Source organism: Streptomyces xanthochromogenes (genome assembly GCF_014650455.1).
In the GTDB taxonomy this organism is placed as follows: domain Bacteria; phylum Actinomycetota; class Actinomycetes; order Streptomycetales; family Streptomycetaceae; genus Streptomyces; species Streptomyces xanthochromogenes.
In genome coordinates this window covers 198,610-218,559 of record NZ_BMUZ01000007.1, presented here as the reverse complement: position 1 = coordinate 218,559, position 19,950 = coordinate 198,610, and the positions used below count along the sequence as shown (strand labels likewise).

17 protein-coding genes are annotated in these 19,950 nt (G+C 70.6%); 10 read left to right on the top strand and 7 right to left on the bottom strand.

The features are described 5' to 3' along the window. Window positions 1–167 precede the first annotated feature (167 nt). Window positions 168–1,094 (top strand): proline dehydrogenase family protein, encoded by a 927-nt coding sequence (locus tag IE267_RS20005; RefSeq protein WP_189764147.1) that lies wholly within the window; start codon window positions 168–170, stop codon window positions 1,092–1,094. Between the two features lie 89 nt (window positions 1,095–1,183). Further along, the gene (gene pruA / locus IE267_RS20000; protein WP_189764146.1) at window positions 1,184–2,815 is read left to right on the top strand and encodes an L-glutamate gamma-semialdehyde dehydrogenase; all 1,632 of its coding nucleotides are present in this window, start codon (window positions 1,184–1,186) and stop codon (window positions 2,813–2,815) included. 97 nt (window positions 2,816–2,912) lie between these two features. Here the strand turns inward: pruA and IE267_RS19995 are convergent, their stop codons facing one another. Further along, on the bottom strand, window positions 2,913–3,617 hold the full coding sequence (locus IE267_RS19995) for a nitroreductase family protein (protein ID WP_189764145.1): 705 nt from the start codon (window positions 3,615–3,617) through the stop codon (window positions 2,913–2,915). Window positions 3,618–3,838: 221 nt separating this feature from the next. Between IE267_RS19995 and IE267_RS19990 the strand changes: the two genes are divergently transcribed. Further along, window positions 3,839–5,047 (top strand): FG-GAP-like repeat-containing protein, encoded by a 1,209-nt coding sequence (locus IE267_RS19990; protein WP_189764144.1) that lies wholly within the window; start codon window positions 3,839–3,841, stop codon window positions 5,045–5,047. A 74-nt stretch (window positions 5,048–5,121) separates the two neighbouring features. Next, on the top strand, window positions 5,122–5,655 hold the full coding sequence (locus IE267_RS19985) for a GNAT family N-acetyltransferase (protein WP_189764143.1): 534 nt from the start codon (window positions 5,122–5,124) through the stop codon (window positions 5,653–5,655). 21 nt (window positions 5,656–5,676) lie between these two features. On the opposite strand, the gene IE267_RS19980 is transcribed toward IE267_RS19985, so the two are convergent. From IE267_RS19980 to IE267_RS19965, 4 genes are all read right to left on the bottom strand, one after another. Continuing rightward, window positions 5,677–7,722, bottom strand: a complete 2,046-nt coding sequence (locus IE267_RS19980; RefSeq protein ID WP_189764142.1) for a phosphocholine-specific phospholipase C — start codon at window positions 7,720–7,722, stop codon at window positions 5,677–5,679. Between the two features lie 200 nt (window positions 7,723–7,922). Further along, window positions 7,923–8,657: a hypothetical protein gene (locus IE267_RS19975; RefSeq protein WP_167156660.1), complete on the bottom strand. Its 735-nt coding sequence runs from the start codon at window positions 8,655–8,657 to the stop codon at window positions 7,923–7,925. Continuing rightward, the gene (locus IE267_RS19970; protein ID WP_167156658.1) at window positions 8,654–9,001 is read right to left on the bottom strand and encodes a PadR family transcriptional regulator; all 348 of its coding nucleotides are present in this window, start codon (window positions 8,999–9,001) and stop codon (window positions 8,654–8,656) included. Before IE267_RS19970 ends, IE267_RS19975 begins: the two co-directional genes overlap by 4 nt. 19 nt (window positions 9,002–9,020) lie before the next feature. Then, window positions 9,021–9,950, bottom strand: coding sequence for a LysR family transcriptional regulator (locus tag IE267_RS19965; protein ID WP_189764141.1), 930 nt, complete (start codon window positions 9,948–9,950; stop codon window positions 9,021–9,023). Window positions 9,951–10,042: 92 nt separating this feature from the next. Here IE267_RS19965 and IE267_RS19960 point away from each other — a divergent pair, with 92 nt between their 5' ends. Both IE267_RS19960 and IE267_RS40165 read left to right on the top strand, forming a co-directional pair. Continuing rightward, complete coding sequence (locus IE267_RS19960; RefSeq protein WP_189764140.1) at window positions 10,043–11,482, top strand: MFS transporter; 1,440 nt, start codon at window positions 10,043–10,045, stop codon at window positions 11,480–11,482. 193 nt (window positions 11,483–11,675) lie between these two features. Continuing rightward, a complete protein-coding gene (locus IE267_RS40165; RefSeq protein ID WP_267895424.1) occupies window positions 11,676–11,804 on the top strand; it encodes a hypothetical protein in 129 nt (42 codons plus the stop codon). Window positions 11,805–11,824: 20 nt separating this feature from the next. On the opposite strand, the gene IE267_RS19955 is transcribed toward IE267_RS40165, so the two are convergent. After that, window positions 11,825–13,399 (bottom strand): purple acid phosphatase family protein, encoded by a 1,575-nt coding sequence (locus tag IE267_RS19955; RefSeq protein WP_189764139.1) that lies wholly within the window; start codon window positions 13,397–13,399, stop codon window positions 11,825–11,827. Window positions 13,400–13,563: 164 nt separating this feature from the next. Here IE267_RS19955 and IE267_RS19950 point away from each other — a divergent pair, with 164 nt between their 5' ends. Continuing rightward, window positions 13,564–14,613, top strand: coding sequence for a 3-isopropylmalate dehydrogenase (locus IE267_RS19950; RefSeq protein WP_167156650.1), 1,050 nt, complete (start codon window positions 13,564–13,566; stop codon window positions 14,611–14,613). Window positions 14,614–14,848: 235 nt separating this feature from the next. Continuing rightward, window positions 14,849–15,949, top strand: a complete 1,101-nt coding sequence (locus tag IE267_RS19945) for a branched-chain amino acid aminotransferase (protein ID WP_167156648.1) — start codon at window positions 14,849–14,851, stop codon at window positions 15,947–15,949. Between the two features lie 36 nt (window positions 15,950–15,985). Here IE267_RS19945 and IE267_RS19940 read toward each other — a convergent pair whose 3' ends face one another. Continuing rightward, entirely contained in the window at window positions 15,986–17,431 is a 1,446-nt protein-coding gene (locus IE267_RS19940) for a cytosine permease (RefSeq protein WP_189764138.1), read from the bottom strand. Between the two features lie 141 nt (window positions 17,432–17,572). Here IE267_RS19940 and ureA point away from each other — a divergent pair, with 141 nt between their 5' ends. Together ureA and IE267_RS19930 are read left to right on the top strand one after the other, a co-directional pair. Continuing rightward, the gene (gene ureA / locus IE267_RS19935; RefSeq protein WP_167156644.1) at window positions 17,573–18,268 is read left to right on the top strand and encodes an urease subunit gamma; all 696 of its coding nucleotides are present in this window, start codon (window positions 17,573–17,575) and stop codon (window positions 18,266–18,268) included. Continuing rightward, window positions 18,268–19,950: an urease subunit alpha gene (locus IE267_RS19930; RefSeq protein WP_189764137.1), complete on the top strand. Its 1,683-nt coding sequence runs from the start codon at window positions 18,268–18,270 to the stop codon at window positions 19,948–19,950. Before ureA ends, IE267_RS19930 begins: the two co-directional genes overlap by 1 nt.

Sequence of the window (19,950 nt, the reverse complement as noted above, 5' to 3'; positions counted from 1 at the left end):
ATGAGATCTGGGCCACGGATGCGTGACAGCTGTCCATGGCAGAGGATCGGGGGGATCCATAGGTTTCACGGTGGTTCTCCGTGCCGTTACCGTTTCGCCCCGAAGGCGTCCATCGTCCCAAAGGCCCCGGTCGCGGCCCCGTCTAGTTCTTTCCGTGGAGGTGCCCCGTGCTGGGTCCCGTGATCCTCGCCGCGTCGCGCAGCGACAAGATGCGCAAGCTCGTTTCGGCCGCCCCGGTGACCAAGCCCGTGGTGAACCGGTTCATCCCCGGCGAGAGCGTCGACCAGGTGGTCCGCATCGTCGAGGAGATGGTCGGCAAGGGGCTGGAGCTCACCCTGGACGTGGTGGGCGAGGACATCACCACCCCCGAGCAGGCCGCCCACGCGCGCGACGCCTACCTGGAGCTCATCGAGCGGCTCAGGGACCTCGGTCACGGCACCAAGGCCGAGATGTCGGTGAAGCTCTCGATGTTCGGCCAGGCCCTTGAGGGCGGCCACGAGCTGGCCCTCGCCAATGTGCGCCCGGTCGTCGAGGCCGCCGCCGCGATCGGCACCACGGTCACCCTGGACGCCGAGGACCACACCACCCTCGACTCGATGTTCGCCATCCACGAGGAGCTGCGGAAGGACTTCCCGCAGACCGGCTGCGTCATCCAGGCCGACCTCTTCCGCACCGAGGACGACGCCCGGCGCCTGGCCGCCGCGGGCAGCCGGGTGCGGATCGTGAAGGGCGCCTACAAGGAGCCCGCCGAGGTCGCCTACCTCGACAAGAGCGAGATCGACAAGGCGTACGTCCGCATCCTGAAGATCCTCATGGAGGGCGAGGGCTACCCGATGATCGGGTCCCACGACCCGCGTCTGATAGCCATCGGCCAGGAGCTCGCCCGCCGCGCCGGGCGCAAGCTGGACGAGTACGAGTTCCAGATGCTGTACGGGATCCGCAGCGAGGAGCACCTGCGGCTCGCCGCCGAAGGGCACCGGATGCGCGTCTACACGGCGTACGGCACCGACTGGTACGGCTACTTCATGCGGCGCCTCGCGGAGAAGCCGGCCAACCTGCTGTTCTTCGTCCGCTCGATGATCACCAAGAACTAGTCGTCCCCAGGACCACGGATTTTTCGGACAGGCCCCGAGCCTCCGTTCACCCGAACACCCCTCACACAGGACAAAGGAGTCAAGGAATCATGGACGCTGTGACCCAGGTCCCCACCCCGGTCAACGAGCCGGTGCACGGCTACGCCCCTGGTTCCCCGGAGCGCGCCCGTCTGGAAGCCAAGCTCAAGGAACTGGCGGAGAACCCCGTCGACCTGCCGATGACCATCAACGGCGAGAAGCGGATGGGCGGCGGCGAGCGCTTCGACGTCGTGCAGCCGCACAACCACCGGGCCGTCATCGGCACCTACGCCAACGCCACCGAGCAGGACGCCAAGGACGCGGTCGACGCCGCCCTCGCGGCCGCCCCGGCCTGGCGCGCGATGTCCTTCGACGACCGCGCCGCGATCATCCTGCGCGCCGCCGAGCTGCTCTCGGGCCCCTGGCGCGAGACGCTGGCCGCCTCCACCATGCTGGGCCAGTCGAAGACCGCGCAGCAGGCCGAGATCGACACCCCCTGCGAGCTCGTCGACTTCTGGCGCTTCAACGTCCACTACGCCCGCAACCTGCTCGCCGAGCAGCCCCCGGCGAACTCGCCGGGCGTGTGGAACCGGATGGACCACCGCCCGCTCGAAGGCTTCGTCTACGCGATCACGCCGTTCAACTTCACGGCCATCGCGGGCAACCTGCCGACCGCCCCGGCCCTGATGGGCAACGTCGTCGTGTGGAAGCCGTCCCCGACGCAGACCCACGCCGCCGTGCTGCTCATGCAGCTCCTGGAGGAGGCCGGTCTGCCCAAGGGCGTCATCAACCTCGTCACCGGTGACGGCCTGGCCGTCTCCGAGGTCGCCCTGGGCCACCGCGACCTGGCCGGCATCCACTTCACCGGTTCGACCAAGACCTTCCAGCACCTGTGGAAGACCGTCGGCACGAACATCGAGAAGTACCGCACCTACCCGCGTCTGGTCGGCGAGACCGGCGGCAAGGACTTCGTCGTCGCGCACCCCAGCGCCGACCGGGCCGTCCTGAAGACCGCGCTGACCCGTGGCTCCTTCGAGTACCAGGGCCAGAAGTGCTCCGCGTCCTCGCGCGCCTACGTCCCGGCGTCGATCTGGAACGACGGCTTCAAGGAGGAGTTCGCGGCCGAGGTCGACGGCATCTCCATGGGTGACGTCACCGACCTGTCGAACTTCATCGGCGCGGTCATCGACGAGCGCTCCTTCGCGAAGAACAAGGCCGCGATCGACCGGGCGAAGGCGGACGCCTCCTGCACGATCGTCGCGGGCGGCAGCTACGACGACTCGGTGGGCTACTTCGTGCGCCCGACCGTCATCGAGTGCACCGACCCGGCGAACGAGGTCTTCACGACCGAGTACTTCGGCCCGATCCTGGCGGTCCACGTCTACGACGACGCCAAGTACGACGAGATGCTGGAGCAGATGGAGTCGGCCTCCGACTACGCCCTGACCGGCGCCGTCATCTCCAACGACCGCGCCGCGGCGGCCCACACGATGGAGAAGCTCCGCTACGCGGCGGGCAACTTCTACATCAACGACAAGTCGACCGGCGCCGTCGTCGGCCAGCAGCCCTTCGGCGGCGGCCGCGCCTCCGGCACCAACGACAAGGCGGGCGCCCCGCAGAACCTGATGCGCTGGACGCTGACCCGCGCCATCAAGGAGACGCTGGTTCCGCCGACCGACTACGGCTACCCGCACATGGGCTGATCCCGTAGGCGCACCGAAACCCCGCCCCCGTCCTTGGTCCCCCAACCGAGGACGGGGGCGGTTTCCATGTCCGCCCGTCTCCGAGCGGGCCGCCCGCTCAGATCTCGACGAGCACCTGGTCGAGGGACTTGCGGACCAGGTCGGGCACCTCGCAGTCGTCGGCCGGATAGCCGACCGGTATGACGGCGAACGCCTTCTCGTTCGCGGGGCGGTCGAGCACCTCGGACAGGAACCGCATCGGGCTCGGCGTGTGCACCAGGGCGGCCAGGCCCGACTGGTGCAGCGCGGAAAGGAGCAGGCCCACCGCGATGCCGACCGATTCGTCCACGTAGTAGTGCTTGTGCTTGGTGCCGTCCTCGGCCAGCCAGTAGCGCTGCTGGAAGACGACGAGCAGGGCCGGGGCGTCGGTGAGATGGGTCTTCACCGAGTCCGTGCCGATCGGCCGCAGCGCCGCGAGCCACTCCTCGCCGAGGCGCCCGTCGTAGGAGATCCGCTCTTCCTCCTCGGCCGCCTCGCGAATCCTGCGCCGTACGTCCGCGTCCTTGACCAGGACGAACGTCCACGGCTGCTGATGGGCGCCGGAGGGCGCGGTCGCGGCGCAGGCGACCGCGTCCCGGACGGCCTGCTCGGGCACCGGGTCCGGCGAGAAGCTGCGCACGGTACGGCGCTCGTCCATGCGGGCGCGCAGCTCGGCGGCCCGCGCCAGGGTCTCGGCCGTGGCCATGCGGGCCGGGCGGTAGGGGACGGGCCGGTAGGGCTCGCCGTGGACGGGGGTCCAGTGCTGCTCGGTAGGTGTGGGCATGGAGCGAGTCTGACGGGCGGGCTGGTCCAGTCCAAGTCCCTTGGTGCACACGTGACTTGAAAGTCCGTGCAGGGTGGCGAGTGTGCGCGCGCCGGGGGCCGCGGGGCGGACGGAAAGCGGTTCGCCCGTCCCGTGCTGTGAGGTTCCTGTGCGGCCACTACTATGCAGCTCTCGCTCGGCTCACATGCCCGGGCGAGTCGTTCCTTTGGGGGGAACCTTCCATGCGCACCACGTTTCGCGCTGCCCTGGTGACGGCTGCCGCCGCCCTGGGTCTCGTCGCGACCTCCGTCGTCCCGGCCCAGGCCGCGACCGGCTTCGACCGCTGCCCGCAGGGCAAGTTCTGCGTCTTCGAGGGTGCCGAAGGGCAGGGCGCGATGGCGTCGTACTCGACGCCGCAGCGCGACTTCGGCTCCTGGCGCTTCAAGGCGTCCTCGGTCATCAACCGCACGGGCTACGAAGACCTCTGCCTCTACAGCCGGACCAACTACGAGTACCTCGACGCCGTCCACGACGTCGAGGTCAGCGCGGGGAGCGACGGGGACGGTTCCGGCATCGAGCTGTCCGAGTTCGCCGACAAGAACAGCCATCTGGACAACAACCTCGGTTCCGCCCGCTGGGCGCACACCTGGCGGGAGTGCCAGGGCGGCACCGAGAACGTCGACTGGTCGACCCAGATCTTCCCCGGCACGATGTCCGCCCAGCCGTTCGGGGACCTCGACCGCGACGGGTCGCCCGACCTGCTTCAGCGCAGCTATGCGGGACGGCTGTGGTTCCTGGGCGACGGCAGGAACTTCCCGATCGGCGGCGGCTGGAACTCCATGACCGCCCTGACCCGGCACGGCGACCTCACCGGCGACGGCAACGAGGACCTGCTGGCCCGGGACACCGCCGGCAACCTCTACATGTACCCGGGCAACGGCCGGGGCTGGTTCGGTACCCGGCTGCTCATCGGCGGCGGCTGGAACACCATGAGCGCGATCCAGGCCGCGGGAGACCTCAACGGTGACGGCAAGGGCGACCTGCTGGCCCGCGACACCTCGGGACAGCTCTGGATGTACCCGGGCAACGGCCGGGGCTGGTTCGGCAAGCGTCTGCTCATCGGCGGCGGCTGGAACGTCATGAAGGCCTTCGCCGGTCCTGGCGACCTGAACGGCGACGGCAAGAACGACCTCGTGGTCAGCGACAACTCGGGCAAACTGTGGCTCTACCCCGGCAACGGCCGCGGCTGGTTCGGCACCCGCGTCATGATCGGCACCGGTGGCTGGGGCGCCTACGACTCCCTCATCGGCGTCGGCGACTACAACGGGGACGGGCACCCGGATCTGCTCGGCACCGGCACCTTCACCCGGATCTACAGCGGCCTGGCGGGCGGCAGGCTCTCGGCGGGCGAGTACGTCATCGACCTGGACCGGAGCGACCGGCTGTTCTGACCGGGGCCCCGGCCGGTCCTGAGCCCTTCCGGCGCTCGTTCCCGATCGCCGGAAGGGCTGGGATGATCCGGGTCATGGACGTGACACAACGCACCGCGCACACCGCCGAGCTGACCTCCACCGAGCTGGCCGGCATCCGGGCCCTGCTCGACACCGCCTTTGAGGGCGGCTTCAGCGACGACGACTGGGACCACGCCCTCGGCGGCGTGCACGCCCTCGTCCACCGGGGAGGCGAACTCGTCGCCCACGGCAGCGTGGTCCAGCGGCGGGTGCTGCACGCAGGGCGCTCCTACCGCATCGGTTACGTGGAGGGCGTCGCCGTCCGCGCGGACCAGCGGCGGCGCGGGCTCGGCGGGCTCGTCATGGCGCCGCTCGAACGGGTCGTCGAGGGCGCGTACGCCTTCGGTGCCCTGTCGGCCAGTGCGAAGGGCGCGCCGCTGTACCGGGCGCGGGGCTGGCAGGTGTGGGGCGGACGCATCGAGGTGCTGGCGCCGGACGGGGTGGTGCCGCTCCCCGACGAGGAGGGCACCACCTATGTCCTGGGGCCACAAGTCCCTTGCGCCGCAAGCCCGTTGACTTTCGACTGGCGGGACGGGGACGTGCTGTAGGGCCGGGCGGAACGCCGTCGGTCAGCCGCTGACCGACGCCGCGCCCGTCTCGATGTGACCGGTGTACCGCCGCGACCACGTGCTGTCGGAGTCCGCCGTGATCGTGAAGTCGTACCAGCCGTTCTGGTTCGCCACCGCGTTGAAGAAGTCCTCGGTGGAGCCGCCCGCCGGGACGGTGTACGTCCAGGTGCCGGTGCGGTACTGGTTGGAGCTGATGGTGAACTTCACCGCCGCGGCCGAGGAGTTGGTCATCTTGAACCAGATCGCCATCTTGCCCGTGCCGGACTCCACCGCGTAGCGCGCCGCCACCTCGATGGACTTGCCCGCCTTCGTGGCGTCCCCCACGAACCGGCGCAGGAAGCGGTTCGGGCCGGCCATGGTGAAGTCGTACTTGCCCGCGCCCGCGCCCGTACCGATCTGGAAGAAGTCCGCGGCCGTGCCGCCCGGGTCGACCGTGTACTGCCACGGGGTGGTGTCGCGGTAGGCGTTGGGGTGGATGGACAGATGCGCGGCGCTGGTGGCGGGGGCGCCCTGGTTGGCCATGCCGAACCAGGCCACGATCTGCCCGGCGGCCTTGAACTCGAACCGGTCGAGGTTGCCGTTGGGCTGGTACGGCAGCGCGCGGGCCGGGCGGGTGCCGGCCTCCTGCTCGGGCAGCGCGTTGTTCTGGGGAGCCGGGTTGGGCAGCGGGCCGCAGGTGCCGATGCCGATCACCTTCGTGCCGGGGAGCCCGGACGGCATGCCGTACACCGGCGAGGCGAAGTCGAAGAGGCCCGTCAGGTCGCCGGTGACCTTGCGGCGCCAGGCGCTGATGTTGGGGCAGTTCGCCGGGGTGCCGATCGCGGCCGTCCACTTCTCCATGAACCGCAGGACCGAGGTGTGGTCGAAGACCTCGGAGGAGACCCAACCGCCGCGCGTCCAGGGCGACATGACGAGCATCGGCACCCGGAAGCCGAGCCCGTAGGGGATGCCGTTCAGGAACTCGCCCGCGGTTCCGGCGGGCGGTGAGGGCGGGGGCACGTGGTCGAAGAAGCCGTCGTTCTCGTCGTAGTTGAGGAACAGGACGGTGGAGTCGAAGACCTCCGGAGCCGCGGCGAGCGCGCGGTGGACCAGGTCGACGAAGTGCGCGCCGTCGCCGGGCGGGGCGTAGGGGTGCTCGGAGAACGCCTGGTTGGCGACCACCCAGGACACCTGGGGGAGCGTCCCGTTCAGCGCGTCCGCCTTGATCGCGGCGGCGATGTCGTCGGGGGTGGAGCCGGTGACCGCGGGGACGGAGCCCATGCCGCGGTCGTGCAGGGGGTCGCCCGCCTTGGCGGCGGTGAACTTCGAGAAGTAGGCGAGACCGTTGTCGCCGTAGTTGTCGTTCGCGTTCTGGTAGACCTTCCAGCTCACCCCGGCGCGCTGCAGGGCCTCCGCGTACGTCTCCCAGGTCAGGCCCGACTCGTCGCCGCCGTCGTTGCTGGTGGCGTCCACCTTGCCGCTCCACAGGAAGGTGCGGTTGGGGCCGGTCGCGCTGAGAGTGGCGCTGAAGTAGGCGTCGCAGATGGTGTAGTTGTCGGCCAGCGCGTAGTGGAACGGGATGTCGCCGCGGTCGAGGTAGCCGAGCGAGCGGACGTTGCCCACGCCCGCGACCCAGTTGTCCATCCGGCCCTTGTTCCACGCCGAGTGCTGCGAGGTCCAGCTGTGCGGCAGGTCGCCGTTGCACTGGGCGAGGGTCGCGCCGTCGACGCCGCCCGCCGCCGGGGTCGAACTGAGCTTCCACGGGTACTGGCGGCCGAGGCCGTTGGGCTGGTTGAAGACGGGCCGTCCGCCCGAGAGCAGGATGCCGCTCTTGTCGCCGAAGCCCCGGACGCCCTTGAGGCGGCCGAAGTAGTGGTCGAAGCTGCGGTTCTCCTGCATCAGGATCACCACGTGCTTGACGTCCTTGATGGTGCCGGTCGCCGAAGCGGCCGCCGTGCTCGTGACCGCCGGACCGGCGGCCTGGGCAGCCGCCCCCGACGGCAGCACCGCGCCGGCCGCCATGCCCGCACCGAGTGCCACGAACCCTCTACGACTGATCGGTGTCATCCGCCCGCCTCTTCGTCGCATGTGCCCCTGCGGCACATCGAGCGCAAGAGTGGCGCCGCCCAATGGTCTGAAGCTAGACCTCTACAGGGATGGATTTGTGAACAGTCGGTCAACGCCAGGGTTTCTTAAGGTTCGATGAGAACCTTCGGCGCTTTCGTGCCATTCGGCGGTCGGGCCCGTACGGCTGTCGGAGCCGACGGTCAGGCGCTCTCGATGCCCTTGGCGACGTCCCGCCCGACCCCGTACGAGCCGAGCAGCCCGCCTCCGACGGCCGCGCCCAGGAGGGTGAGGACGACCCAGGGCCGGTCCAGGTCGATCAGGCCGAAGCCCAGACTCAGGGCGAGCAGCACCACGGACACCGCGAACACGGCTATCAGGCCCCGGTACTTGGCGCTGAAGAAGACGTGCCGGGCCGGCGGCGCGGGCGTCACGGCCAGGTCGGCGGCCGGACCCATCCCGGCCGCGAGCGGGCGCTTGAAGTAGGTCATGTGCAGCCAGCGCCCGCACGGCTCCCAGCCGTCCGGCTCCAGCTCGGCGAGCAGCGCGCCGCGCTCCTTCTCGCCGTGCGCGGTCTCGCGCCGGTACTCCCAGCGCATCGCGTCCCCGGGGGTGCGGCGGCTCACGAAGCGGCCGACGAAGTCGATGCCCTCGACCTCCCAGCCCTCGGCCCCGTAGCGGTTGAGGAGCAGCCGGTCGGTGTAGATGTCGCTGGTCCACTTCCAGGTCTCGGCCTCGGGTTCGGGCCGCTCGCCGTCGTGGTCCCGGGTGAGCCGGTCGGCGAACGCCTCCGGCGCGCCGAACTCCGCACGGGCGTCGGGCGAACCGGACTCCGCGAGGTAGCCGGTGAGGTCGGTGACGGTGGCCGCCACCTCCTGGGCCTGCATTCCGCGTGCCGCGAGCAGCCGGCCCAGTTCCGCGAAGTATTCGGTGTTCATGCTGATCCCCCTGGAAGTGTGCTGGTGAGCATGGCCGTGACCGCCGAGTGGAACTCCCGCCAGGCGGTGCCCTGTTCGGCGAGGGCGCGGTGCCCTTCGTCGGTCAGCGCGTAGTAGCGGCGCCCCGGTCCGCGCTCGGCGGCCCGGAACTCGCCGACCACGAGGCCGGCCTCCTCCAGGCGGTTGAGCACGGGATAGAGGGTGCCGCCCTTGATCTCGCCGAGCCCCGCGGCGGTGAGTGCCTTGGAGATCTCGTATCCATAGCTCTCACCCCCGGTGAGACAGGACAGGACGAGGAGGTCGAGGACACCCTTGAGCCAGCTGGATCTGCGGTCTGCGGCCATGGGTGTATTCCAACACCACCTAGGTAGGAATGCAACCTAGATGGGGGCGCCGAGCCAAATCGGCGACGATCTCCGCCAAGGCGCCCCGCAGCCACCGGTGGGCCGGGTCCGCGTCCACGCGGATGTGCCAGGCCTGGCGGTAGGGGTTGGCCGGCAGGTCGAGCGGGATGCCGAGCACCGCGAGCGGCATCACCCGGGCCGCCTCCACCGCGAACTCGTGCGGCACGAGCGCGAGCGCGTCCGAGCGCAGGGCCAGGAAGCAGGCCGCGGTGTACGTCGGCGCGGTCGCCAGCACATCGCGTTCCAGGCCGAGTTCGGCGAGCTTCTCGTCGACGACGCTGCGCACCCGGCCCCGCCGGGTCACCGTGATGTGGGGCAGCGCGGCGAACCGCTCGGGGGTCAGCCGCTCGGTGGCGTACGGTCCGTCGGCGCGGGCGACCGCCGCATAGCCGTACGCGCCGAGCGACTCGCTGCGCACGTCGTGCGGCAGCTCGCCCATCTGCCCCACGTCCAGGTCGATGCGGTCCCGCAGGTCCGCCGGGTCCTCGTCGCCCTCGGGCAGCATCCGCAGCCGCACCCCGGGTGCCTCGCGCAGCACTCGTTCGGTCAGGGCCGAGCCGAATATGACCGCCACGGATTCATTGACCCTGATTCTGAACTCCCTTTGCAGGGTGTCGAGTTCGAGCTGCGGTGGGGGCCGGAGCGCGGCCAGTGCGGAGGTGAGTGCCGCCTCCACGTGCGGCTGGAGCTCGCGGGCCCGCGGCGTCAGGGTCAGGCCGCGCCCGGACGGCACGAGCAGCTCGTCACCCACCACCCGACGCAGCCGGCCGAGGGTCCGGCTCATCGCGGAGGGCGAGATACGCATCTCGGAGGCGGCCCCCGCCACGCTCCCGGCCCGCAGCAGGGCATCGAGTGCGGGCAGCAGATTCATGTCGGGGAGCTGTTGCATGCCCCCAGCATGCGCGAATGCTGCGCGATGTGCAGTACTGGGCTGAGTAATCGGACCTTGTGTGCAGCAATGCGGGCCGCCACGCTGATCGCATGCTCGACACCCGACAGCGCGCGACCGCCCTGCTCATCGCCGGCTGCTTCTTCATGGAGATGCTGGACGGCACCATCGTGGCCACCGCCGCCCCGCAGATGGCGGCCTCCCTCGGCACCACGCCCTCCTCGGTGGGCCTGGTGATCACCGTCTATCTGCTGACCCTCGCCGTGCTCATACCGCTCAGCGGCTGGCTCACCGCCCGGTTCGGCGCCCGGCGGATCTTCCTCACCGCCATCGTCCTGTTCACCCTCGCCTCGGCGGCCTGCGCCGCGAGCGACAGCCTCGGCCCGCTCGTCGCGATGCGCGTCCTGCAGGGCGCGGGCGGCGCGATGATGGTCCCGGTGGGCCGGCTGCTCGTGCTCGCCGGGGCCGCCAGGACCGACATACCGAAGATCATGGCGTACATCGTGTGGCCCGGGCTCATGGCGCCCGTGGTCGCCCCGCTGCTCGGCGGGCTGCTCACCACGTACGCCGGCTGGCACTGGCTGTTCCTGGTGAACGTCCCGCTGGGCGCGGTCGCCTTCGTCGTCGCCCGGCGCCTGGTCGCGGCCGGGCCCACGGCGGCCCCGCCGCCGCTCGACGTGCCCGGCGTGCTGCTCACCTGCACCGGGCTCGGCGCCCTCACCTGGGCCGCCCATCTCGTCGCCGAGACCGACACCGGCTGGGAAGCCGTCGCCGCCGTCGCCGTGATCGCCGCCCTCGCACTCGGCGCGGCCGCACGCCATCTGCTGCGTACCGCACACCCGTTGGTGAACCTGCGCACCCTGGACGTGGCCTCGTTCCGGGCCAGCGTGACCGGTGGCTCGCTCTTCTGGATCGTGGTCGGCTCGATGCCGTTCCTGCTGCCGCTGCTGTTCCAGGAGGTCTTCGGCTGGAGCGCGGTGAAGTCCGGCGCGGTGGTGCTCTTCGTCTTCGTCGGGAACATCGGGATCAAGCCCGCGACCACCGCCCTGCTCAACCGCTTCGGCTTCCGCCCGCTTCTGCTCGTCTCCACCGTCGGCCTCGCCGTCACGGTCGCGGGCTGCGCCCTGCTCACGGCGGCGACGCCCCTCGCGGTGACCGCGGCGCTCGTGCTGCTCGGCGGCGCGGCCCGCTCGCTCGGTCTGACCTGCTACTCGACCATCGCGTTCAGCGAGGTGCCGCCCGAGCGGCTGCGCGACGCCAACGCGCTGTCCGCGACCGCCAACCAGCTCGGAGCCGGGCTCGGGGTGGCGGTCGCCACGGTCGCGCTGCGCCTGGGCGGCGCCGTCACCGGCACCCCGTCCGGCTCCTGCGCGGTGGCGTTCTGCCTGCTCGGCGCGGTCTGCCTGGCCGCCACGGCCGGCGCGCTGCGGCTGTGCCCGGGCGCCGGGGACGCGGTGCGCAGCGGGCCCGCGAGCAAGGCGGCCCGGGCCTCCGCGGGGGCGGCCGTCTCAGATAGTAGGAAGTCCGAGTAATTGTGGAGACAGACTCCAGCGGAAGGCTTAGCTTTGTAGGAGCCGAACGTCTCGCCGATCCGGCGAATGGCGGTCGAGAGTGCAGTGCCCTTTGGCAGGCAACCCCTGCGGCAGCGCTCCCCGCCCCTTCCGGCACCTCACTGCATCCGCCGGGGCATGCCCCCGGACCTCCCAGCAGAGGAGTCGAATCCCCATGGTCCAGCAGCCCGCCCGCCGAGTCCGTCACTCTTCGCGCAGCAGCGAGTCCGACCGCAAGAACGCCGCCGCCGCCCTCCAGCGTGCGCTGGACCGCAGGGACAACGGCGGCGCCACCGGGCACTGAGCCCGGGCCCGGCCGAGGAGCTAGCGTCCGCGCTGGATCTCGAAGTGGTCGATGCGCTCGCCCGTCTCGGCGAGCGCGCTGACCTTCAGCTTCGGGTGGCGGCCGGTCTCGACCTCCACCGCGAGGAACGAGTAGTTGGTGTAGCGCACCCGCGACCACTCCACGGTCTCGGTGACCTTCGTGCCGCCGTTGGCCCAGTGGTAGGTGTCCACGCTGTCGCGGTCCGCGACATGGCCCTCGTACGAGTCGGGCACCGGGAAGCTGTAGAGCGAACGGCCCGCCGCGCCGGCCGTCACGTACACGATGCCGTCGCGGGTCGGGTCGGTGCGCTCGCCGATCGCGACCTTGCGGCCCACCTTGTTGCCCTTGATGGCGTCGGTCCGCTCGTACACGTGGTTGTGGCCGTTGATGACCAGGTCCACCTGGTGCTTCTCGAACAGGGGCACCCACACGTCGCGCACGCCCCCCTCCGAGGCGTGCGAACTCGTCGTGGAGAACGCGCAGTGGTGGAAGAAGACCACGATGAAGTCGACGGCGTGGTTGGCACGCAGCTCCCCGAGTCGCTTGTCCAGCCACTTCGTCTGCTTGCCGCCGCTGATGCCGAAGTTGGCGGGGATCTCGTACGACACGTCGTTCGCGTCGAGCGCGATCACGCCCACGTTGCCGTGCACGAAGGAGTACACACCGGGCTGGTTCACCGGGTCCGGGCCGTTGGCCGGCAGCGACCAGCGGGCGTTCTGGCCGCCGTAGCCCTGCGGCGAGTACCAGGCCTCCATGTCGTGGTTGCCGGTCGTGACCATCCACGGCACGGTCTTGGCGACCGACTCGGTCTGCGCGAGGAACTGGTCCCAGGTGCGCGCGTCGTACTGGTCCGAGGACTGGCCCGAGCCCGACGGGTCGGCGTAGCAGATGTCGCCGGCGTGCAGGTGGAAGGACGGGTTCTGGCCCAGGATCACCTGGTCGTTGCCCAGGGCGTGATAGCTGACGCCCTGGTCGCCGAAGGCCGTGAAGGTGAAGTTCTCGGCGTGCGCCGGGGCGGTGGTGAAGGTGCCCAGCGTCCCCAGGTTGCGGCGGTCGGCCGGGTCGAAGCCGTCGTGGCCGACGCCGTAGTAGTACGTCTGGCCCGGCCGCAGCCGGTCGAGGCCGGCGTGCACGTAGAACTGCTCGGCCGCCGCGATCTTCCCGCCGTTCAGCGCGGGCGTCGTCAGGTGGCGCACCTCGGCGTCGATCTTCCGGCTCAGCGACCAGGGGCTGGTGCCGATGCGGATGTACGGCTTCTTCACCGCGAACGGGACCTGCCAGGAGACGCGCATCTGCGTCTTGGGGTCGGCCCCGTACGCGAGGTGGCGGCCGAACGGCGCGGCCAGCGAGCCGTCCACGCCGTGCCGGGACGTGGAGGTGAGCGTGGTCGGGGCCGCGTAGGCGGGCGAGGCCGCCCCGGCGGTCGCGAGACCCGCCCCGGCGACGGCGGCCGTGGCCGCGGTGGTGCGCAGCACACCGCGACGGCTCAGCCTGCTCCGCAGGTACTCGTGCTGCTCGGCCATGCTCATACGCTCGGCGAGCTTGTCGGGGATGCCGAATCTGGGGATGTCCATGGCCGAAAAAGTCCTCCATCGAGTCGACGCGATTCTCTCCGGCGGGTGAACGCAAGGCGTACAACTGCCTACGCGATTCCCCGAGTGATTCCGGGCCGGCGTCCGGGATGTCCATACTGTGGACATCGGGTGTCAATGGCTGGGACGGCGCGTAGGGTTCCCCCATGTCGGCAAGTTCTCGCAGCATCAATCTCGCAGTGATCCCCGGTGACGGCATCGGCCAGGAGGTCGTGGCCCAGGGCCTCAAGGTCCTCAGGTCCGTCCTCCCGCAGGATGTGAAGCTGGAGACCAGAGAGTTCGACTTCGGCGCGCGGCGCTACCACGCCACCGGTGAGACCCTCACCGACGTCGACGTCGAGGCCCTCAAGCAGCACGACGCGATCCTGCTCGGCGCGATCGGCGACCCCACGGTCCCGTCCGGCGTCCTGGAGCGCGGCTTCCTGCTGAAGCTCCGCTTCCTCTTCGACCACTACGTCAACCTCCGCCCCAGCAGGCTGCTCCCCGGCGTCTCCACCCCGCTCGCCGGCCAGCCCGAGATCGACTTCATCGTCGTGCGCGAGGGCACCGAGGGCCCGTACACCGGCAACGGCGGTTCCATCCGTACGGGTACGCCGCACGAGGTGGCCACCGAGGTCTCGGTCAACACCGCCTACGGTGTCGAGCGCGTGGTCCGGGACGCCTTCGCGCGTGCCCAGGCCCGCCCGCGCAAGAAGCTGACGCTGGTGCACAAGAACAACGTCCTGGCCTACGCCGGTCACCTGTGGACCAACATCTTCAACGCGGTGGCCAAGGAGTTCCCCGACGTCACCACCGACTACCTGCACGTGGACGCGGCGACGATCTTCCTCGTCACCGACCCGGCGCGATTCGACGTGATCGTCACCGACAACCTCTTCGGCGACATCATCACCGACCTCGCCGCGGCCGTCTCCGGCGGCATCGGCGTCGCCGCCTCGGGCAACATCAACCCGAGCGGCGAGTTCCCGTCGATGTTCGAGCCCGTGCACGGCTCCGCGCCGGACATCGCGGGCCAGGGCAAGGCCGACCCGTCGGCCACGATCCTCTCGGTCGCGCTGCTGCTCCGCCACCTCGGTCACGAGGACGAGGCGGCCCGCATCGAGAGCGCCGTCTCCGCCGACCTGGCATCGCGCGGCGACTCGGTCCGCACCACGGACGAGATCGGCGACGCCATCGCCGCACAGGTAGCCGGCTGACCCCGCGGCACACGTATCGGAAGCCGCCGGGTCGCATTTCGCACCCGGCGGCTTTTCGCATGCGGCCACCGGGTGACACCATCAACCCCGGACCGCACATCACACCGTGATGTCCAACGCCCCGACAAGAGCGATAATCGGACCTGGGGCCGCGGCATGCGGAGCTCGGACGTCCAGCACAGGCAGCGGCGTGAGCGCGGTCCGTCACTATCCACCGGTGAAGGACACAGCACTCATGACGACGCCCACGATCGAGCTCAAGCCCACCTCGCACCCGCTGTCCGACGCGGAGCGCGAGGCGATTCTGGCCAGCCCCGGTTTCGGCCGCCACTTCACCGACAACATGGTGACGGTCCGCTGGACCGAGGGCCGCGGCTGGCACGACGCCCAGCTGGTGCCGTACGCCCCGCTCTCCATGGACCCGGCGAACATGACGCTGCACTACGCGCAGACGATTTTCGAGGGCCTCAAGGCCTACCGCCAGCCCGACGGCACGGTCGCCACCTTCCGGCCCGAGGCCAACGCGGAGCGCTTCCAGAACTCGGCCCGCCGCATCGCGATGCCCGAGCTCCCCACGGACCTGTTCATCGCCGCCTGTGACGCGCTGATCCAGCAGGACAAGGCATGGGTGCCGTCCACCGGCGAGGCCTCCCTCTACCTGCGCCCGTTCATGATCGCGACCGAGGTCGGCCTCGGGGTGCGCCCGGCGAACGAGTACCTGTTCATCGTGATCGCCTCCCCGGCGGGTGCCTACTTCCCCGGCGGCGTGCAGCCCGTCTCGGTCTGGCTGTCCGAGGAGTACGTGCGTGCCGTCAAGGGCGGCACCGGCGCCGCCAAGACCGGCGGCAACTACGCGGCCTCCCTCGTCGCCCAGGCCGAGGCCGCCCGGCACGGCTGCGACCAGGTGGTCTGGCTCGACGCCGTCGAGCACCGCTGGATCGAGGAAATGGGCGGCATGAACCTGTACTTCGTGTACGGCCAGGAAGACGGAACGCAGAAGATCGTCACGCCCGAGCTCACCGGCTCGCTGCTTCCCGGCATCACCCGCGACTCCCTCCTGAAGATCGCCCGGGACCTCGGTTACGAGGCCGTCGAGGGCCGGATCTCCACGGAGGACTGGAAGCGGGACAACGAGAACGGCACCCTGACCGAGGTCTTCGCCTGCGGCACCGCCGCGGTCATCACCCCGGTCGGCTCGGTGAAGTCGGCGCGGGCCAACTGGACGCAGGGCGACGGCGAGCCGGGCGAGGTCACGATGAAGCTGCGCAAGGCGCTGCTCGACCTCCAGACCGGGGTGACCCCGGACCCGCACGGCTGGATGCACCCGCTGGGCTAGGCGGCGCTTCCGGGGGCTCGCGCCCCCGGAGAGCCGTCAAACGCCGGAGGGGCTGGATGCCCGGCCGACCTCGGCCTCGGCTTCCAGCCCCTCCGGCGCGTCCGCCCGACGTGGCGTCAGGATCAGGTACGCCAGCCCTCCCACGACCCCCGACATGAGGAAGCTGCAGTCCACCCCGCCGGTCCAACTCAGCAGCGGGCCCTGGTAGTTGGGCAGGGAGACCGCCAGCAGACCGGCTCCCGCGCCGAGTGCCCAGGCGGCCACCGCACGCAGGTTCCAGCCGGAGCGGTACCAGTAGATGCCGCCCCGGGAGCGGCGGTTGAAGACCTGGAGGGCGTCCGCGTCGTACACGCCACGACAGCGCACGAAGCCGATCAGGGTGATGACCGCCCAGGGGGTGCCGATCGCCGTGAGCAGCAGGACGAACGAGGTCATCGCGGCCTGCGCGTCCCAGGCGAAGTGACCCGCGAAGACGCACACCGTGGCGACGCAGGCCACCGCGAAGGTGGCCTGGGTCCGTGAGGCGCGCGGCAGGATCGCGTCCAGGTCCAGGCCCATCGAGTAGAGCATCAGACCCGCGTTGCCGACCGACCCCGCGGAGGCCGCGAGCAGCAGCGGTACCAGGTACCAGCCGGGGGCGGCGGCGACCAGCGGACCCGCGTAGTCGGTGGCCGCGCGGGCCGCGTACGCCGTGAACGTGCCGAAGAGCTGCGGGATCAGGAGGCCCGCGGTCAGGCCGAGCCAGGTGGCGTGCAGGACGCGGCGCGGGCGGTGGCGGGTCGGCGAGATGTAGCGGGTGTAGTCGCCGAGCAGGGTGATGAACGCGATCGGCCCGCTGAGCCCGGCCGCGACGAGCGCGAGCAGCCAGGTCGGCCAGAACGAGCCGAGCAGATAGCCGCCCGCGTCCGGCAGCGCGGCGGTGGTGAAGTGCGGTGCGTAGGCGACGACGCCGAGGATCAGCAGCGCCGTCATGCCCACCGCGAGGATGCGCGAGAGGCGCAGCAGCACCCGGTAGCCGTAGACCGCGCCGATGACGGTGGCCGCGGCGAGCAGCGCGTACACGACCGAGTACGAGATCCCGCCGGTCGGCAGGCCGAACAGGCGGTGGAGCACGCCTGTCATCGCGTCCCCGCCGATCCACACGGTCAGGGCGGTGTACCCGAGCGAGAGCAGCAGGCCCACGACCGAGCCCACCAGCCGCCCCCGTACGCCGAATTGGGCGCCGGAGGACGTCGACAGATTGGTCGCGGTGCGCAGCGAGACGAGCGCGAGCGGGGCCGTCAGCAGCGTGCCGAGCGCGGTGCCGGCCGTGACCGCGCCGATCGACGCCCACCAGCCGAGGCCGAAGGAGACCGGCAGCCAGCCGAAGACGATCACCCCGAGGCACAGGTTCGAGCCGAGCAGGATCGACACGAGATCGCGCGGCCCGCTGGTGCGTTCCGCCTCCGGGACCGTATCGACTCCGCGCTGTTCTATGGGCATGCCGGGGCCTCTCGCTCTTCGGGTTCACTCTTCGTGCGGTTTGAGTGCCGCTCAATGTGACGCACACCAAGCCGTGACGTCAATGCTTCCCGTCTGTGAAATCTCTGGTTAGAGTGGCGTTCAAACAGGAGGTGTGGTGGCGTGCGACTGACCCCGACGGAACGTGACCGGCTGCTTTTGTTCGGTGCCGCGGAACTGGCCCGGGCCCGTAGGGCCCGGGGGCTGCGGCTGAACGTGCCGGAGGCGACCGCGCTGATCGCGGACACCGTGTGCGAGGCGGCCCGCGACGGCCGGCGCCTGGCCGAGGCCATCGAGGCGGCCCGGTCCGTGCTCGGCCCCGACGACGTGCTGCCCGGCGTGTCCGACGTGGTCACCGAGGTGCATGTGGAGGCCGTCTTCGACGACGGCTCCCGGCTCGCGGTGGTCTCCGACCCCATCGGCGGCACGGCCGGCCAGGAGGCGCCCGGCGCGCTCCTCCCCGGCGAGGGCTACCCGGAGGCGGAACCGGTGGTGCGGCTCACCGTGACCAACACCGCCACCGTGCCTGTCTCGGTCACCTCGCACTTCCATTTCTTCGAGTGCAACCCCCGGCTGGATTTCGACCGGGCTGCCGCGTATGGGATGCGGTTGTGTGTGCCGGCGGGGTCGTCGGTGAGGTTCGGTCCCGGGGAGAGTGCGGACGTCGGCCTCGTGCCCATCGGCGGCGACCGCATCGCGATCGGCTTCGCGGGCCTGGTCGACGGGCCCCTTGACGCGCCCGGCGCCAAGGACGAGGCCTTGCGCAGGGCGGCTGCCTGCGGATACCTCGGAACCGGTGCGCGAGAGGGAGACAAGTGATGGACCCGTACGAGTACGCCTCGGTGCACGGCCCCCGTGCCGGGGACCGTGTCCGGCTGGGGGACTCCGGTCTGACCGTGCGCGTCGAGTCCGACTCGCAGGCCCCGGGTGACGAGTTCCTGGCCGGGTTCGGCAAGACGGCCCGGGACGGGCTGCATCTGAAGGCCGCCGCCGTCCGCGAGACGTGTGACGTCGTCATCAGCAACGTGGTCGTCATCGACGCGGTGCTGGGCATCCGCAAGGTGTCCATCGGTATCCGTGAGGGGCGGATCTGCTCGGTCGGGCGGGCCGGGAATCCGGACACGCTCGACGATGTGGACGTGGTCGTCGGTACCGGCACGTCGATCGTCTCCGGTGAGGGGCTGATCGCTACCGCCGGGGCGGTGGACACCCATGTGCATCTGCTGTCGCCGCGCATCATGGAGGCCTCGCTCGCCTCGGGTGTGACCACGATCATCGGCCAGGAGTTCGGCCCGGTGTGGGGTGTGGGTGTGAATTCGCCGTGGGCGTTGCGCAACGCGTTCGCGGCGTTCGACGCGTGGCCGGTCAACATCGGGTTCCTGGGCCGGGGTTCGTCCTCGGATCCGGCTCCGCTGGTGGAGGCTTTGGCGGAGGGCGGGGCGTGCGGGTTCAAGGTGCATGAGGACATGGGTGCGCACACCCGGGCGTTGGATACGGCGCTGCGGGTGGCGGAGGAGCACGATGTCCAGGTCGCCCTGCACAGTGACGGGTTGAACGAGTGTCTGACCGTCGAGGACACCTTGAAGGTGCTGGAGGGGCGGACGATCCACGCCTTCCACATCGAGGGGTGCGGGGGCGGGCATGTGCCGAACGTGCTGAAGATGGCGGGGGTGCCGAATGTGATCGGCTCGTCCACGAATCCGACGCTGCCGTTCGGGCGGGACGCGGTCGCCGAGCACTACGGGATGATCGTCTCGGTGCATGATCTGAAGACGGATCTGCCGGGGGACGCGGCGATGGCCCGGGACCGTATCCGGGCGGGCACGATGGGTGCGGAGGACGTGCTGCACGATCTGGGGGCGATCGGGATCACGTCCTCGGACGCGCAGGGCATGGGCCGGGCCGGTGAGACGGTGCGCCGTACGTTCGCGATGGCCGGGAAGATGAAGGCCGAGCTCGGTGCGCTGGAGGGTGACGGGGACGGTGACGACAACGCGCGGGTGCTGCGGTACATGGCGAAGCTGACCATCAACCCCGCGATCGCGCACGGGCTCGCGCACGAGATCGGCTCGATCGAGGTCGGCAAGATGGCCGACATCGTGCTGTGGCGACCGGCGTATTTCGGTGCGAAGCCGCAGATGGTCCTCAAGTCCGGTTTCCCCGCCTGGGGTGTCACCGGTGACCCGAACGCGGCCACCGACACCTGTGAACCCCTCGTGCTGGGGCCGCTGTTCGGGGCGCACGGCGGGACCGCGGCCGAGCTGTCCGTCGCGTTCGTGGCGAAGGCCGCCCTCGACCAGGGCGGCGACCTGCTGCCCACCCGGCGGCGCCGGGTCGCGGTACGCGGCACCCGCGGCATCGGCCCTGCCGACCTCCTGCTCAACTCCCGTACCGGCGCGGTCGGCGTCGACGGCCGCACCGGACTCGTCACCCTCGACGGCGACCCACTGCGCTCCGAACCGGCCGACTCCGTCTCCCTCAACCGCCTCTACTTCCTGTAA